General features: G+C 47.9%; 19 protein-coding genes. 3 read left to right on the top strand and 16 right to left on the bottom strand.

Annotated elements, in window-relative coordinates:
* Positions 1–173 precede the first annotated feature (173 nt).
* From BLHYD_RS01400 to BLHYD_RS01390, 3 genes are read left to right on the top strand one after another with little or no spacing between them, the layout of a single operon-like run.
* Positions 174–785 carry an SGNH/GDSL hydrolase family protein gene (locus BLHYD_RS01400; RefSeq protein ID WP_005946815.1) on the top strand — a complete coding sequence of 204 codons (612 nt, stop codon included), beginning with the start codon at positions 174–176 and terminating at the stop codon, positions 783–785.
* A gap of 45 nt (positions 786–830) precedes the next feature.
* Positions 831–1,043, top strand: a complete 213-nt coding sequence (locus tag BLHYD_RS01395) for a hypothetical protein (protein ID WP_005946813.1) — start codon at positions 831–833, stop codon at positions 1,041–1,043.
* 31 nt (positions 1,044–1,074) lie between these two features.
* Positions 1,075–2,232 carry a hypothetical protein gene (locus BLHYD_RS01390; RefSeq protein WP_005946812.1) on the top strand — a complete coding sequence of 386 codons (1,158 nt, stop codon included), beginning with the start codon at positions 1,075–1,077 and terminating at the stop codon, positions 2,230–2,232.
* Between the two features lie 42 nt (positions 2,233–2,274).
* Here the strand turns inward: BLHYD_RS01390 and BLHYD_RS01385 are convergent, their stop codons facing one another.
* From BLHYD_RS01385 to BLHYD_RS01310, 16 genes are all read right to left on the bottom strand, one after another.
* Positions 2,275–3,144 carry an amidohydrolase family protein gene (locus tag BLHYD_RS01385; RefSeq protein WP_005946810.1) on the bottom strand — a complete coding sequence of 290 codons (870 nt, stop codon included), beginning with the start codon at positions 3,142–3,144 and terminating at the stop codon, positions 2,275–2,277.
* A gap of 17 nt (positions 3,145–3,161) precedes the next feature.
* Positions 3,162–4,316, bottom strand: coding sequence for an alanyl-tRNA editing protein (locus BLHYD_RS01380; protein WP_005946808.1), 1,155 nt, complete (start codon positions 4,314–4,316; stop codon positions 3,162–3,164).
* Positions 4,317–4,452: 136 nt separating this feature from the next.
* Positions 4,453–6,003: an ATP-binding protein gene (locus tag BLHYD_RS01375; protein WP_005946807.1), complete on the bottom strand. Its 1,551-nt coding sequence runs from the start codon at positions 6,001–6,003 to the stop codon at positions 4,453–4,455.
* Complete coding sequence (locus BLHYD_RS01370; protein ID WP_005946805.1) at positions 6,000–7,385, bottom strand: vWA domain-containing protein; 1,386 nt, start codon at positions 7,383–7,385, stop codon at positions 6,000–6,002. Before BLHYD_RS01370 ends, BLHYD_RS01375 begins: the two co-directional genes overlap by 4 nt.
* Positions 7,386–7,396: 11 nt before the next feature.
* Positions 7,397–7,744 carry a hypothetical protein gene (locus tag BLHYD_RS01365; protein ID WP_005946803.1) on the bottom strand — a complete coding sequence of 116 codons (348 nt, stop codon included), beginning with the start codon at positions 7,742–7,744 and terminating at the stop codon, positions 7,397–7,399.
* 294 nt (positions 7,745–8,038) lie between these two features.
* Complete coding sequence (gene atpC, locus BLHYD_RS01360) at positions 8,039–8,458, bottom strand: ATP synthase F1 subunit epsilon (RefSeq protein WP_021845249.1); 420 nt, start codon at positions 8,456–8,458, stop codon at positions 8,039–8,041.
* A gap of 12 nt (positions 8,459–8,470) precedes the next feature.
* On the bottom strand, positions 8,471–9,868 hold the full coding sequence (atpD, locus tag BLHYD_RS01355) for a F0F1 ATP synthase subunit beta (protein ID WP_005946798.1): 1,398 nt from the start codon (positions 9,866–9,868) through the stop codon (positions 8,471–8,473).
* A 5-nt stretch (positions 9,869–9,873) separates the two neighbouring features.
* A complete protein-coding gene (gene atpG / locus BLHYD_RS01350) occupies positions 9,874–10,764 on the bottom strand; it encodes an ATP synthase F1 subunit gamma (protein ID WP_005946796.1) in 891 nt (296 codons plus the stop codon).
* A gap of 4 nt (positions 10,765–10,768) precedes the next feature.
* Positions 10,769–12,274, bottom strand: a complete 1,506-nt coding sequence (gene atpA / locus BLHYD_RS01345; protein ID WP_260784455.1) for a F0F1 ATP synthase subunit alpha — start codon at positions 12,272–12,274, stop codon at positions 10,769–10,771.
* A gap of 5 nt (positions 12,275–12,279) precedes the next feature.
* Positions 12,280–12,783, bottom strand: coding sequence for an ATP synthase F1 subunit delta (atpH, locus tag BLHYD_RS01340; RefSeq protein WP_021845252.1), 504 nt, complete (start codon positions 12,781–12,783; stop codon positions 12,280–12,282).
* Entirely contained in the window at positions 12,764–13,264 is a 501-nt protein-coding gene (gene atpF, locus BLHYD_RS01335) for a F0F1 ATP synthase subunit B (protein WP_005946788.1), read from the bottom strand. Before atpF ends, atpH begins: the two co-directional genes overlap by 20 nt.
* Positions 13,265–13,282: 18 nt before the next feature.
* Complete coding sequence (gene atpE / locus BLHYD_RS01330; protein WP_005946786.1) at positions 13,283–13,498, bottom strand: ATP synthase F0 subunit C; 216 nt, start codon at positions 13,496–13,498, stop codon at positions 13,283–13,285.
* 119 nt (positions 13,499–13,617) lie between these two features.
* Entirely contained in the window at positions 13,618–14,280 is a 663-nt protein-coding gene (locus BLHYD_RS01325) for a F0F1 ATP synthase subunit A (RefSeq protein ID WP_081447120.1), read from the bottom strand.
* A gap of 514 nt (positions 14,281–14,794) precedes the next feature.
* On the bottom strand, positions 14,795–15,061 hold the full coding sequence (locus tag BLHYD_RS01320) for a TM1266 family iron-only hydrogenase system putative regulator (protein WP_005946780.1): 267 nt from the start codon (positions 15,059–15,061) through the stop codon (positions 14,795–14,797).
* 21 nt (positions 15,062–15,082) lie between these two features.
* Positions 15,083–15,880 carry an ABC transporter ATP-binding protein gene (locus BLHYD_RS01315; protein ID WP_005946779.1) on the bottom strand — a complete coding sequence of 266 codons (798 nt, stop codon included), beginning with the start codon at positions 15,878–15,880 and terminating at the stop codon, positions 15,083–15,085.
* Entirely contained in the window at positions 15,877–16,896 is a 1,020-nt protein-coding gene (locus BLHYD_RS01310) for a FecCD family ABC transporter permease (RefSeq protein WP_005946777.1), read from the bottom strand. The genes BLHYD_RS01315 and BLHYD_RS01310 overlap by 4 nt, the downstream gene beginning before the upstream one ends.
* Positions 16,897–16,907: the final 11 nt, after the last annotated feature.

Below are 16,907 nucleotides of genomic sequence, written 5' to 3'. Positions count from 1 at the left end.
GATAATAGAAGGAGCCATTGCTAAGCGGATGAGAAATCATCCGGGAGCAGTGGCTCTCTTTTTGTATCAGAATTTCTTGTACACAGAGGGGTTTTTTTTGAAAACTTCTTGCACTCTCTCCTAGAAAAAGTTACACTTAATACAGTATTGACAGATTTTTCAAGGAGGCTGCTATGAAACAACTGATTTGCCTTGGAGACAGTCTCACCGACTGCGACCGAATGTTTACTCCCGACGGACTGGGGTATGGATACGTCCGTCAGCTAAATGACATGTTGCTGAAAAAAACTGCCTGGAAAACCGTCAACCGGGGTGTAAACGGCTTTACCTTAAATCGTGTGCTGGAAAATTTGAGCGCCGATTGCCTGAAACGAGACCCGGATGCAGTGACTTTGCTGGTGGGAATCAATGATATCAGTATGTGGATGTGTAACACCTCGGTATCTGTATTCTATCAATTGCAGAAATTCCGCTTAAATCTTTTAAAGCTATTTCGAAGACTTACCCAGTATACATCCGCCTCCCTTTACCTTCTAGAACCTTTCGTCTTTCCACGTCCAGCGGAATACTATAATTGGTTCGAACCCTTAAACGCCATGTCTCAGGTGATGCAGGAGCTCTGTGAGGAATACCGTGTTACTTTTATTCCCCTTCATCGTCCTCTTAACGACCTGGCACAGCAGGTGGGCTATTCTGCCCTGACCATCGACGGAATTCATCTGACACCGTCCGGTCATCGCATCATAGCGGCCAAACTTTATAAATATTTTGAGAATCCAGCATAATTTTTTCGAATTCCTTCATACTAACTCCCAAAGGAGTGAAAACAGATGAAGGAAGAAAAATTTCAAACTAATAAATATTGTATTTACGATGATGACATTTTAGGGACCAATGCCTGCACGGAGTGCACCGGTCTCATGCCCACTCCTGCTTCTAACAAAGAAGAGTGGGAAACTTACCAAGATATTTTTCAATTTTCACCAATGACGGAGACCAGGAGTGTCGAGGAGTCTTCGGTTCCAGACCCAAAAGACAAATAAACTACTCCCCTGGCATCCAAAAGGAGTACCTATGAAAAAGCAGCTTTTCTCAGCTCTATTCTGCTCGGCTGTGTTTGCCCTGAGTGGATGCCGGGAGTCCTCTCACGAAAAATTAAACGATCTTTTTGCTCACCAGGAAACTGCGACGGAGGCCCCCACGGCGACAGCCACCCCCACACCTGCCACACAGAGAACAAAAATTGATGAATTGTCTGGAACCTTGATGGCATTTGATGGCAGCCAAATTCTAGTCCGTCTGAAAGATCGCTCTGTCTGCTCTTTTCCTGTAGACAATGCCTCCTTAGAATGTAGACAAGGAATGCTCGCTGGCAGCGAGATTGTAATCATCTATGAAGGGAAATGCGACTTGGAGCACCCAGAAACTTTGAATATCCTAAAGGTAGCCGACCCCGTCGACTCCCAGGAGCTAAGAGTTCGAACCGTAGCCGGACAGGTAACTGACATGACTCTGAACACTCTGAGCATCCAGACCTCGCAAGGAGAGTCCCTGCGTTTCCAAACCACCGGGACAGAGCAGTTCTACTCCCAAGGAGTACAAAAAGGCACCTCTGTCTACATACACTTTCAGGGTAAATTCTATAAAGACGGCCAAGGGCAACTAGACACTCGCAATGTAAAAGTTCTGGATATTTCCGATCTGGAAACCATACCGGAACCCACACCCACTCCGACCCCTGACCCATCCCTAGAAGACAAAGAACAAATCAAGTATCTGACAGGGACCATACTCAACTGTAAGAACTATACACTGCGTCTACAACCAACAGGCTCTTCAAAGCCTTTGAAAATACCATTGAAAAATCTGACTGCCCGTTTTTCCTATGGAATCCACGAGGGCAGCCGGGCCACAATATCCTATACCGGTACCATTGACGGAACAAACCTAAAAGAAGCACAAATTCTCTCTATCGTTGGAGATGACCTTTCCATCCTTCCTCAGTCCCAGCAGACTGCCACGTTCACTGGCACGGTTCAAGCCTCTACCGGTAGCACAATCACTGTACTGACCGAAGAGCAGACTTTCGTGACCTGCGATATCTCCGTAACAGAACAAAAAGCGTCCGACTTGCCGCCGGGCACTTCTGTATCCATCACTTATAATCCTATCCAGGCCGCGACCACCGCCATTTATCCGGTCTTAGAGCTGCAAATACTGACCACTGTCTGAAGCTTTCTGTGGGGAGCGTCCTCGCGGCGCCCCCGCTGTGCTCTAGCCTCTCCGGAAACGTCTCTGAAGCTCTTCCTCGTTTTTTCGAATCCATCTATCCAGATTCTCCCCCTCACCGAGTACCTTCTGAAAAGCCCGGTACTCATCCACCAAACCCTGCCCGTGCAGTACCCGGTAAGCGCCGCCGTCACTTCCCAAAACGACCTTCGCACCGTACTCCCACGCGGCCTGAAGATTCTCAGCTTCTTTTTCCCAGATTTTTTTGAGTACTTCGTCCTCATACCGGCCGTCTCCAATCAGGTTATACACAGTAACCACTGTGGGTACCCACAGAGAAGAGCTGTCCGCCAGCATCCGCACGGTATCCTCCGAGATATAATTTCCATGCTCGATACTGTCCACGCCACTCTCTATGGCATCCCGCACTGCCTGGTCTCCGTTGGTATGGCTCATCACAGAAAATCCCTCCTCATGGGCAATATGTACCATCTCTTTCACTTCACTTAGAGACAGCGCACTTCCTGTCACTCTTCCTCCATGTTTGAAGTCCATCAGCCCAGTAGTCATAATTTTTATAAAATCCGCCCCTTGGTCAGCTGCCTTTCTGACCAGAACCGCATACTCCTTCATGGTATCAAAGCCATACCCTACAATAGAGCCGTAGTGCCCGTTTTTATGAATCGCAAAAACTGGGGAACGATAGTCAATTCCATATTCCGCAGCGAGCTCTTTTGCTTTGAGAGACACACCGAGATTATCCCCGCCCTCTCTCACATAGAAAATCTCATTCTTCACATACTGCTCAAATACGTGGCGTATCCAATCTTCCCGCACACCCCGCTCCTGGCGCCTGACCGCCTCCCGATAATTCACTCCATCCATAAAAACATGCGCATGACATTCTCCAAACATGATTCATCGCCTCTTTCTTACTTCCTCTGTCTCCAAAATTCTTCTATTTCATTCCTAGATGCCTTGACATTTCCCTGAACAAAAAACGGTTTTCCGCCTCCTCGTCCATTCAGTGCTTGATTCATCTGTCTGACCAGTTCTCTCAAATCTCCGCCCTTTTCTCCAATCGCATACTTGAAGCTACCATCCCCGGAATCGGAATATACCGCACACCGGCCCTGGCAGGTCTCCATGACTGCTGTCGCTAACCGGCGCACACTGTCAGCCTCCATCCCTTTTTCAAACAATAGCACATCTCCCGCTGCCAACCGGCGCCTCGCCTCCTGCTCGAAAGCCTCTGCCTCCATATCCATCACTCTACCTCTCAGCCGAAAATTTTCTTCCGCCAAACGTCTCACTGCCGCAGCCGTCTCTCCTGGCTTCGCGGACAGCTGCACGGATATTTGATGATTTTGTTCGGATATCTCATTCAGGTAATCCAGAACTCTCTTTCCACTAATCATCTCCATACGGACTCCTTCTCGGAATTTCTGTACAGACAGCAGTTTGACCATACCGATCTCTCCTGTATATGTCACATGTAGACCGCAGCACGCACACAAATCTGTTCCCGGAAATTCCACGAGCCGAACCCAGCCGGAGAGCTCCTTCTTGCTACGATAACATAGCTGTTTCAGTTCTTCTTCGGTGGGGTAGAGCACACGAGTCTGTATATTCTCCCAAATCACCTCGTTAATTTTTTCTTCCAGCTTTGGCAAGTCTTCTTCCGGCACAATTCCATTGAAGTCTATGGTAATTCGATCTGTTCCCATGTGAAATCCCACATTGTCGTAACCATATTTTTCATGAATCAGGCCACTGACAAGATGCTCCCCTGAATGCTGTTGCATCAAGTCAAAACGCCTATCCCAGTCGATATTTCCCTCCACCTGGCTTCCCACCTCCAGCGGACAGTCTGTATCATGCCAGACTTCCCCGTCCTTGCTGTGGACTTCCAAAACCTTAGCCTTGCCAAGCGTCCCTGTATCGTAGGGCTGGCCTCCTCCTTCCGGGTAAAACGCAGTCTGGTCTAAGGCAACTTCATAACCTTTCTTACCAGGTCTGCACTGAACTACCTTCGCATGAAACTTTCTCTGATATACATCTTTGTAATATAATTTTTCCGCTGCCATCTTCAACTCTCCTCAAATTTTACTGGCCTTTATTGCCTGCCCGTTTCAAGACTCGCTCGCAAGTCTTGGCGCGGGATTCGGGTCGACTTCACCGACATCATTCATCTCCGAATCCCTGCGCATTCTCGCGGAGCGTTTATCTGATGGGGGGAATATCCCCCATCGGATAAATTTTCTCTAACTGCCGGCGCAGCTTTTCCTCCTGCTCCTGTACCATCAACAAACCGCTGTGTGCAAAATACCTGGGGCAAGGATGGTACTGTAAATATTTTCCGCTGTCTGCGCTTCGTGTGAGATCTGTGAGAAAGACCAACATTTCCTGCCCCTCTCCCCACACTTCCTCCACAAATTCCAGGGCCCGATCTATAGCTGCGGCGATCTCCCCTTCCTTTTTGCGAAGCCCAGAAAGTTCTCTTTGAAATTCTGCCTTAAACACTTCGAAACCTTCCTGCCAGTCCTGGCTTCTCTGTTCCTTGACCTGATAGGCTGCTCGCCGCAGCGTGCGCAGACATCTCTCCTCTGTCTTCTCCTCTTCCTCCCCTAGAACACCAGCCTGCCGGCGTGTCTGCACCGCATATTCCTGCTGTCTGATAAACTCTGCAAAAATCACCTGGGCTTCCTGTTCCTTTCGTCCCTCTCCCCAAGTCTTCAATGTCGTCAATTTCTGGTGCAGTCTATCCAGAGTCTTTTTCTTAGCCTCATACTGGCTGAGCGTTCCATGAATTCCTGACAGCAGCAGCTGAACAGCTCCTAGCCTCTCGTCAATTCTGGCCTGCTGCAGTTTTTCCTTCATTTTCTGCCTGCGGGCAAGGTCCATCGTGCCGTCCAGCACCTCCCCCATGGGGTAATCTCCCTGATACCTCCGATACAGCCGATAATAAGAGGCAAAATCCTCAGCGATGGCTGGGCACTGCAGATACTCACCAATCACATCTTCTGTCACTGGGATATTCATTCGCTCATACTCCCTTAAAAGTTCCGCTAAGTCCTCCCAGCCCCTGGCTGTGACAAACTGCCTCTCTTCTCCTTTGGCCTCCATGTGGTAAAAATTCTGCGGCTTTACTTCCAGATAAGAGAGAACCGCCCCATGAATGTTGGCACTTTGCGCGTATTCTCTCCAAACATTCACATCTGCCTCCACCTGGATGCACCTCACCCTATCCAGAGTTACCATATCCAGCTCTCGAGCCGACTTATTATACTCGCTGGGATTTCCCGCAGCCGCAATCACCCATCCCTGGGGAATCTTATGATTCCCGAAGGTTTTGCACTGAAGAAATTGCAGCATAGTCGGAGCCAAAGTCTCTGATACACAATTAATCTCGTCGATAAACAGAATTCCCTCCTGCTTCCCCGTCAGTTCCATCTGCTCATAGACAGCAGCGATAATCTCACTCATTGTATACTCAGTAACTGTATATTCCTTGCCCCCGTATACCTTTTTCTCCACTAGAGGAAGTCCCACCGCGCTCTGCCTAGTGTGATGGGTAATCGTATACGCCACCAACCCCACCTCACACTGAGCGGCGGCCTGTTCCATCACTGCCGTCTTTCCGATTCCCGGCGGCCCAATCAACAACAGTGGCCTCTGGCGTCTGGACGAGATCCGGTAGTTCCCCTCCTCGTCCTTTGCCGTATAGGCCTGAACCGTATGAATGATTTCTTCTTTTGCCTCTTTGATATTCATGACCTGCTCCTTTGCTCCGTGGACGAAAGGTCCAGATTCAGATTCAGTCTCACTGCCCAGTCCGGCGCCTTTCCCTTCTCATACTGGCTGTTCAAAAATACAAATGCCGTCTCATAGTCAGGCCCCTTTTCCGGAAAAATCCCATCCCCGTCCGTGAAATACAACAGCCCTTTTAAGTTTTTCAGCTCTCCTTGCTTTCTCTTTCTCTCCACCAACTGAAATACCGGGCGAAAATCTGTCCCGCCGAATCCCCGGACTTTCAGATTCTGTACGTAAGCTTTCCACTCTTCCTGGGAGCGTATTCTCGTATACCCCTGAATCATAGAATCACACTGTATGATTATTACATTCATCCTATTAAAAAAGCTCTCCCTAGAACTCAAAATTTGATAGGTTTCCTCCATAAATTGTCGTACAACCTCTCCCGAACAGGAACCGGAGGTGTCGATTGCGATCACCAATTCTTCCAGCCGATGAACCTCCATGGATTCCAGAGGTTCCAAAAGCAGCAGTTTTTCATAGTGTTCCCGGCTGTAGACATACAGAAGATAGTCAAAACTCTCCATATCTATTAAAAGCTCCTCTCGAAAAACTGCATACCGTCTCAGAAAGCTGCGATAATCATAAGTTTTCTCTTTCTTCAATGTCAGAAGCGCCTCCACCGTCCCGCTTTTGACTCCGGTTCTGCGCTTTTGTTCCTGAGCTTGGATTCCAATCTGAGACCGAATCTGGTTCCAGCAGCGAGCCACCTCTCCCATGCGCGCAAGTCTTTCTTGAGCCCCGGAATCCCCCTTTTTTCCACAAGTCTCCCGGTTTGTACTCTCCGTTTTCCACAGACTATGATCGTCTCGGTGGAAAACCTTTTGTATCTCTGCCACATCCTGTGGATTCCTCAAAAGCCATCTATAAACCTCATCCGCTTGCACCGGTAAGGATATCTCCTCTAGCTTCTCATACCACTTTGACCTCATAAGCTCTGGCTCTCCCTGAGCTCCTAATTCATAGACTTTTTCTGAGAGATATTCCACGGTCCAATCACAGGCTGCATTCCAGAACTCCTCCTTTTTCTTTCCAGAGGCAGGCACATGGAGATACAACAGGTGCAGCACCAGATGAAAATATTCTCGCAGCAGTGTCTCCTCTTCCTCCAAAAACTTTTTCACCGTCTCCTGTGGATGATAAAAAAGAATTTCACCATCTGTGCCCAAGCCCTCAATCTCATAGGATGGACAATAGGAAAAATACCCGAACGCGGCTGAAAACTCCGGCATTTTTAGCTGAAGCCGGCTTCGTATTACCTGCAGGACTCTTGCCCCCTGCATTTCCGGTTCATACCGTTCTTCTCCGCCCATCTTATCTCTCTTTGCTTGAATCCCCGTCATCTTCCCTGTCCTCAAAGTTCATAGTCTTTCTCCGCAAACCCTTCTCGATATTTCAGACCCAAAAGCCAGGCCACTACCTCCGTCTGTCCGCAGGCTCTCGCTCTTTCCAGATAGAAATCCAGAAAGTTCAAATCCAAAATTTTCCTGTCCTTCAAAATCTTCAAGCCGGCGACCTCGCCTGCCTGAATCAGCTCTTCCGCCGCTGGACGCCGCCTTTTCCTGAGATAACACTCATACTCTTCTCTCACTGCCTCTGGAAGTTCCTGCCCTCTCAAAAATTCTTGAAGCGCAATGCGCAGACGCAGTTTCTCCTGCTGTGTGGAACGAAACTTATCTAACGCCTCTCTCCTACTCTCCATATCACACCTCTTCTCCAAATCGAAGCACTGCCGTATTGCGTCATGTGCATCCCTAGCGGAGTTTTTTATCGGAAACCTATAAGATTAAAGTGGGCAAGCTCATCTCAATTTCCCATCCTCGTTAATCTTAAAGCGCTCAGCCCACTTTACGCGCCGCCGCTTCACCGCTTTGCGGTGAAATTCCTCATTGCGGCGTGCGCATCCTTCGCAGAGCATTTTTTTGTTATAGGAAACCCTATAACAAAAAACGATCTTCCATGCCATTATAGCACAGAAGATCGTCTTCTATCCATATTATTCATATTTGCTGGCAGCTTTCAGCCTGGACATGGCCCTGGAAAGCGCAGCTTCATTCAGATGGTACTCCTGAATGCTCCTCTTTTGGCGAAGCCTCTCCTCAGCTCTCGCCTTTGCCTCCTCAGCACGCACACGGTCAATATCTGCCGGATTCTCCGCTGAATGGACAAAAATTTTGCCGCTGTTGTTGACGAATTCTACCATTCCACTGCTGACAACTGCTTCCATCTCTGTGCCATCCTCCTGGCGAATTGTCATAAGGCCAGGCACCAGGATCGCGATCAAGTCCTCATGGTGCGGTAGTATCATCCACGGCCCTCCGATGACCGGCAGGTTCATCGCCTGAGCTTGCCCCCTAAAAAAGACTTTGTCACTGGCAATGACTTCCAGTCCAAATGTAGACTCTGTAAGACCCATGGCCATCCTCCTTTATGCCTCAGACATCTCAGCTTTCGCTTTCTCAACTACTTCATCAATGGTTCCCACGTTGAAGAAAGCATTTTCAGGATACTCATCCATCTCTCCATTGATAATCATCTTAAAGCCACGAATTGTCTCCTTCAACGGCACGTACTTACCTGGTATTCCGGTAAAGGTCTCCGCCACATGGAACGGCTGGGACAAGAATTTCTGTATCTTCCTGGCACGGAATACGATTTTCTTATCATCCTCAGAGAGCTCTTCCATACCCAGAATCGCGATGATATCCTGCAGTTCCTTATACTTCTGCAAAATCTCCTGCACTTTTCTGGCCGTCTCATAGTGCTCTTCTCCGACCACATCCGCCTCCAGAATACGTGACGTAGACTCCAGCGGGTCCACGGCCGGATAAATACCCTGTTCCACAATCTTTCTGGAAAGCACCGTCGTCGCATCCAGATGAGCAAAGGTAGTGGCCGGCGCTGGGTCCGTCAAGTCATCGGCTGGCACATAGACCGCCTGCACAGATGTGACAGAACCATTTTTCGTAGATGCAATCCTCTCTTGCAGAGCGCCCATCTCATTTGCCAAAGTTGGCTGATAACCAACCGCGGATGGCATACGGCCCAGCAGTGCAGACACCTCCGAACCTGCCTGCACAAAACGGAAAATATTATCAATAAACAGAAGTACATCCTGGTTTTCCTTGTCACGGAAATACTCCGCCATTGTCAGACCTGTCTCCGCTACACGCATACGCGCTCCCGGCGGCTCGTTCATCTGTCCAAATACCAGAGCAGTCTTCTTGATAACGCCGGACTCACTCATCTCCGTCCACAGATCGTTACCCTCTCTGGAACGCTCTCCCACACCGGTAAAAATAGAATATCCGCCGTGTTCTGTGGCGATATTCTGAATCAGCTCCTGAATCAGTACGGTCTTTCCTACTCCGGCGCCGCCGAACAGACCAATCTTACCGCCTTTCGCATAGGGAGCCAGAAGATCAATAACCTTAATCCCAGTTTCCAGAATCTCTACCACTGGACTTTGCTCCTCAAAAGTGGGGGGCTCCCGGTGTATCTCCCAGTGTTCCGCGTTATCCAACGGCTCCTTACCGTCAATCGTCTGTCCAAGCACATTGAACAGGCGGCCCAGCACCTGATCTCCCACAGGCACCTGAATTCCACTGCCTGTGGCAGTCACTTCCATATCCCTGCAAAGCCCCTCACTGGCAGACAACATGATACAGCGCACAATATGATTTCCCATATGCTGAGAAACCTCCATCACACACTCTTTTCCTCCGTTGTTCACCTTCAGGGCATCCTGGATACTTGGAAGTTCGCCGTCTTTAAACTCTACGTCTACAACAGGTCCCATGACCTGTACAATCTTTCCAACGTTCATGCTTCTCACTTCCTTTTCTGTGCTTTTGCTCCCGCGATCACCTCTGTGATCTCTTGGGTGATCGCTGCCTGTCTGGCACGGTTAAACTGAATAGACAGATCTCTCAGCATTTCCTTCGCGTTGTCTGTGGACGACTGCATCGCCATCATTCGCGAATTATGCTCGCTGGCATAGGCTTCCACCAGACATCCATAGATCAGGCCTGTCAAATAATTCGGTATCATATAATCCAGTACTGCCTCCGGTGAAGGGTACAGAGTGATAAGTTCCCGGTGCAAATCCAAAGGAATATTCCGCTCTACAACCTCTTCTTTCTCAAGAGGAAGCAGCTGTTGAACGACAGTCTCCATCTGCACAGCATTGATGACCTTGGTATAAATGATACGAACCTCATCCAATTCTCCTTCCAGATAGCTCTCCACAATCAACTCAGAGAGCTCTCTGGCTTGATGCAGACTGGGTTTTTGAATATTCTGTTGGAAATCCTTATCCATATCCACATCTTTTTTCTTTCCGAAATATTGCTGCCCCACAATACCCAACACATACAACTTGCCATGGCCTGCTCTGGCCAGCTCCGCTTCTGCCAATTTTATGATATTGTGATTATAGGCTCCCGCCAATCCCTTATCAGCAGTCACCACAACCAACCCAATCCTGCGTTCCTCGCCTTGCTTATCCGCCCGCTTGTTAAAGAACTCATGTGTCATATCTGGCACATGGCGTAAAACTCTGGCAATCGCAGACTGTATTCCATAGAAATACGGCTCCGCATTTCCCAAAACAGTCTTCGCTCTTTTCAGCTTTGATGAGGAAATCAGATACATGGCATTTGTAATCTTCATGGTATCCTGAATGCTTTTCATCCTAGCCTGAATCTCTTTTTCATTTGCCATAGTCTCACCTGCTCTTCTTAAATTCCTCAGCTGTCTGAAGAATCTTCTGCTCCAGTTCCTCTGTCAATACTTTTTTCTCTGTCAGCTCCTGACCAATCTCAGGATGATTTACATCAAAATAGCGAAGCATATCCGTCTGGAATTTCTTTACCTGCTTGATCTCCACATCCACCATCATTTTATGGGTAGCCACCACAAGCGTAATAACCTGGTCTGCCATGGAAAGAGGATTGCACAGCGGTTGCTTCAACAATTCCATCAGACATTTACCGTACTGAAGCTGTGCCTTAGTAGCCGCGTCCAAATCAGAAGAAAACTGTGTAAACACTTCCATCTCACGGTACTGCGCCAAGTCAATACGAATACTTCCTGAAGCTTTCTTCATAGCCTTAGTCTGTGCTGCTCCGCCCACACGGGACACAGACAGACCCACATTGACAGCCGGGCGCATGCCTGCGAAAAACAGATCCGCTTCCAAAAAAATCTGTCCGTCTGTAATGGAAATTACATTGGTAGGAATATAGGCTGAAACATCCCCGGCCTGAGTCTCAATGATCGGCAGCGCTGTGATAGAGCCGCCACCGGCTTCTTCACTCAGACGACTCGAACGTTCCAAAAGTCTTGAGTGCAGATAAAAAACGTCTCCAGGATAAGCTTCTCGTCCCGGCGAACGTCCCAGCAACAAGGAAAGCGCACGGTAAGCCACCGCATGCTTAGATAAATCATCATAGACAATCAGCACATCTTTCCCCTGATACATAAAATACTCCGCCATTGCAGTCCCCGCATAAGGGGTAATGTACTGAAGAGGTGCACACTCACTGGCTGTAGAGGCAACCACAATACTGTAATCCATCGCACCATATTTCTCTAAAGTAGACACAGTCTTTGCCACCGTGGATGCTTTCTGTCCAATGGCCACATAGATACAAATTACCTCTTTTCCCTTCTGATTCAAGATTGTATCAATCGCGATAGAAGTCTTACCAGTCTGTCTATCCCCGATAATCAGCTCACGCTGTCCACGGCCAATGGGAAACATGGAGTCAATGGACAAAATTCCTGTCTCCAACGGAACACTGACCGATTTTCTGTCGATGATTCCCGGTGCCTCCTGTTCCACTGGACGGTAGTCGCTCTCCTTAATATCTCCTTTTCCATCGATTGGCGCTCCCAGAGCATTCACAACCCTACCTATAAAGGCATCTCCCACCGGGATACCAGCCTTCCTCTGAGTCCTAGCCACCTTTGTGCCTTCGCGGACTCCTTCATCACTTCCAAACAAAATACATCCAATACTGTTCTGACGAACATCCTGTACCATTCCTTTTAAACCGTTCTCAAAAGTCACGATTTCACCGTACATAGCATGGTCAATTCCATAAATTGTCGCGATTCCATCTCCCACGGAGATGACCGTTCCCACTTCCTGATCCTTGCAGACTTCCTCATAATTTTCGATCTCTTCTTTCAGGATGGAAATAATCTCATCGGAACTAATCGAACTCACTTCATTCACCTCCGCATTAATTTTTCTCCAAGTCTCTGATAACGCGCACGCAAACTCCAATCATACTCATGGTCGTCCGCCTGCAAAATAAACCCTCCCAGCAAAGACGGGTCCTCTATCAATTCCAAGAGCACCTGCTTTTTTCCGAAATGGTTACACAAAAACTGTTTCATTTCATCCATCTGTTTCTGGGTAGGTTTGGTCACATAGATAAGCCTGGCCGTCATGATTTCCTGGCATTTTTTCCTATATTCCTCATATCCTTGAAAGATCTCCTGGAGCAATGCCGTCTTTCCATGAACGTTCACGACTTTGATAAAATTCTGAATTTCCTTTGGAAAAATTCTAGAGATGGCTCTATCCTTTGCCTCACGGGAGATTGTCGGATTTCCCAATACCCCCTGAATTTGCGGAACATCGTTCAGAATTCTCTCCGCCTCTTGGATCACAGACAGCTCCATTCCCAGTTCATACAGAACTTTTACATAACTAATGGTTGTCTGTACCATAGGCACCACCTGCTTTTTTCAAAAATTGATCGTATAGCTCTAAATCCTGCTCTTGACTGCTCTTGTCCCCGCTGACCTTCATAGCAGCCGCCAAAGCAAGCTGAGCCACCTGAGTCTGCAATTCCTTCACAGTCTGGTCTTTCTCTCTTTGGATATCCTCCCGAGCTTTTACCTGAATCTGCTGCGCAGTGTTTTGTGCTTCCTGGAGCATACGCTCTGACTCCTTTTGAGCTCTCTTCTTGGCATCTTCCAAAATCGCCTCGCACTCCACATGTACATGCTGCAGATTCTCATCATACTTCACTTTTAATTCTTCTGCCTCTTTCTGACTGTTTCGGGCATTTTCAAGTCCTTCTTCGATCATTGTCTGGCGCTGGTCCATGACTCTCATGATCGGGCCAATCAAAAATCTCTTCATCAAAAAATACAAAACCAGCAGGTTGATGATGGTGAAGAGTAGGTTGATATTAAGCTGAATCACCTATCTCACCCGCCTTTCTTATAACATAATAATAATCAACAAAGCGATAACAAAACCATAGATCGCGGTTGCCTCTGCCAGAGCACAGCCCAGTAGCAAAGTAGATCTGATCTTACCTTCTGCCTCCGGCTGTCTCGCAATTGCATCCACTGCCGTTGCAGTTGCCTTTGAAATTCCCACTCCTGCTCCGATACCTGTAAGTACAGCAAGCGCCGCTCCGATTGCAATCAACATTGTAGACATAACTTTTTTCCTCCTAAAATAATAATATCTTTTGCCTGATTTGCCGGCAGACCAGACAGGACCGCCTGCGTTCTCTAAATTGCAGCTGTCTTCTCAACAACAGCCGTATTCTATTCTATAGCTTCACTGATAAACAATGAGGTCAAGAATACAAATACATAGGCCTGAATAAATCCATCAAAGAAATCAAAATACAAGCTCAAAAATGCTGGTATCACTGCCGGTACCACAAATTCTACTAATTTCATGATGATAAATCCGCCTAAAATATTTCCGAATAGTCGCATACACAGCGAAGTCGGACGAATTGCTATCTCCATTATATTAATGGGAAGCATCACCGGCGTGGGTTTCGCAAAACTTTTCAGCCACCCCTTTACGCCGCTTTGATGTATACCGGCATACTCGACCAGCAAAATACTCATAATCGCCAGTCCTGCCGTCACATTCAAATCCTTTGTAGGTGGAACAAAGCCAAATATCCCGACTATATTCGCGAACCCTATAAATAGGGTAATCGTAATCATATAGGGAACATACCGTTTGCCCCGTTCTCCCAGAACACCCATAAAAAACTTCTGGAAAAAACTGATGGCTGCTTCCAACAAAAGCTGCTTTTTGCTGACATTTTCCACCCTCAGATTCCGAACCAGAAGAATCGCCAAAATGGTCATAACTGCCATGATAATCCAAGTAACAACAACCGACTCTGAAACCGGTATTCCCCCAAATACTGGAATCTCAAACGCAGTTTTGCAATTCAGCTCTTCTATTAAACGCTCTGATATATTTCCCGTCTCATGTCCCTCCCTTTTGCTTATAGTCTCCAGGCTTTAAGCCCTCTAAAAATGTCCTTATCCCGGTCAGGCCGAGCCCTCTAAACGGCCTACTCCAAGATTCTTATATTTTACTCCCACCCCTTGAAAAATCAATAGAAAAAATAAACTATCTTTTAACAATTTCCCTCGTCAAAGTTCGCCAATTTGCATAAAACACATCGAAAATCCCCAGAATTATTATAGTAAACTTTTATCAACTCTTTCCTTATTTTTGTTGTTTACTCCGCTTTTTTTGTGAAATATGCAAATTTTCCATTCCTTCAAATATACAAGGTATACAAAGTACAGAAAAGTACAATTTTCGTTCTTGTTTGAGTCCTAAGTATCGTACACCTCTTGTTCAGAAGCACAGCACTTTGCGCATCGCTGCAATACCGCGGACAGCACACAACAAAGCCGCATATCTTCATAGTTTGCAGATATGCGGCCTCTTATACTATCTCTCTTTCTATTTTCTAGATTCATCCTTTGGCAATTTTGAGTACAGAGTCTTTGTGCTGACTCCTGGAATCATGCCAAGTTTGCCGGACAGCGCACTGATCGTCTCGTTGGGCGCATCCATCACAATACTGATAATTGAGATTTCCCGCTCCCGGTAGGGAAGTCCCATCCGTCCAATAATGCAGCGGCTATAATCGTGCAGAATCCGATTGATCTTCTCCGCTGCCTGTCCATCCTCCACGATAATTCCTATCAATGCAATTCTCGTTTCCATACAATTTTCCCTCTTATATTCTTAACTTCCACTGCCAGGCGGCAGCGCCATCACACAGGTATAGTCTCTCTCCGGCAGTGAAATCGTCCTCACTCTCACCGGAACCTGAAAGACCTCCTCCAAATACTGTTCTCCGAGTATCTCCCCGGCCTTTCCATATACAGACCTACCATCTTTCATCAACAGCAGGGCCCGGCTGGAAATTTCCACCGCATGTTCTGGAAAATGGGTATTGATAATTGCGGACAGTTTTTTTTCACCGCACAGCCTCTTTAACACTTCCAGCACAATCATCTGATTTTTGAAATCCAGATTCGACTCCGGCTCATCCAGAATCAGCAAAGAGGGCTCCGTGACCAACGCCCTGGCTATCAATGCTAACTGATACTCTCCTCCGCTGATCTGATTGCACAATTTGTTCTTTAGATGAGCGATTCCCACTGTCTCCAAACTCTCATCCACTCTTTCCCAGTCTTTCGCCCCCGGCTGGGCAAACGGCCCCAAATGCGCACTGCGCCCCATGACCACTAGTTCCCCGACCGTATAGACAAAGGAAGGATATTTCGCCTGAGGCACATAACCTACCCGTCTCCAAAATTCCTTCTGCCGAATATCCCGGATGTCCTTCCCATCCAGATAGGACCCTCCGCTAGTCCAAGGCAGTAGTCCCAGCATGCATTTCATCAACGTAGTCTTTCCGGCTCCATTCGCGCCCAGCACAGACAAAATCCCTGCTTCCTCAAACACGAAAGATATATTCCGAAGAATTTCTCTTCCCTTTTCATAGCAAAAGCAGCCATCCCTCACTTCAAATTTCATTGAGCAATCCCTCCTGTTCTTCTCAGAAGAATGATAAAAAATGGCGCGCCAATAATCGCAGTGAGAATCGAAACTGGTATCTCTGCCGACAACATACAGCGAGCCGCCGTGTCAATCACTAGCATGAAAATAGCTCCTAGCCCCATACTGGCCGGAATCACCCTCTGATTATTGCTTCCAAACAGCATCCGGCAGATGTGAGGAATCAAAAGCCCTACCCAGCCAATCAATCCGCACATGGACACAACGGAAGCAGTAATCATCGCAGCCGCCAGCACCACCACCGCACGAATTTTTTTCACGGATATTCCCAGGGAAATCGCCTCTTCCTCGGACAGCGTCATCGCGTTTAGCTTCCAGCGGAATAAAAACAGCAACGCCATGCCCGCCAAGATAAACGGAGCTCCCAGCACCAAAGTCTCCTTTGTCGTACTGGATAAACTTCCCATCAGCCAGAAAGTGATCGTAGGTAGCACATCCTGCGGGTCTGCCGCGTACTTTACCAGCGATACCAGAGCTGAAAATAAAGAACCCACAACCATTCCTGCTAAAACAATCATCACCACGGACGCCCGTCCGCCGCCTTTTTTGGGCCTGCTAACCATATAGACCAGGGCGACAGCCAAAAGCCCTGCAGCCAACGCGCTGGTCTGAATCGCCATGGAAGGCCAGCCAAACAAAATAGCCAGCACCGCGCCAAAGGATGCTCCTGTCGCTACTCCCAGCGTGTCCGGAGTCGCCAGTGGATTCGCAAACAGCGCCTGAAACGCTCCTCCTGCGCTGCTAAGGCCCGCTCCTGCCAGCAGAGCCAGGCCAATTCTGGGTAAGCGCACATTCAACACCACATTTTCCACAGTGCCGGACACTTCCTGCCCGGCCTTCGGAAAGAACACCGACCAGATCTGCCCCAACGTAATTTCATATCTTCCCATCGTCAGAGCAGCCAGGGAAAACAGCACAATCGCCGTTACAATCCCTATCGCCCATCCGACAAACCACTTTCTGGAATGTTCCATCTTACGTTCTC

It is taken from the genome of Blautia hydrogenotrophica DSM 10507 (genome assembly GCF_034356035.1).
Classification (GTDB): Bacteria; Bacillota; Clostridia; order Lachnospirales; family Lachnospiraceae; genus Blautia_A; species Blautia_A hydrogenotrophica.
The sequence above is the reverse complement of the archived record's forward strand: the minus strand, read 5'-3'. Positions and strand labels throughout refer to the sequence as shown.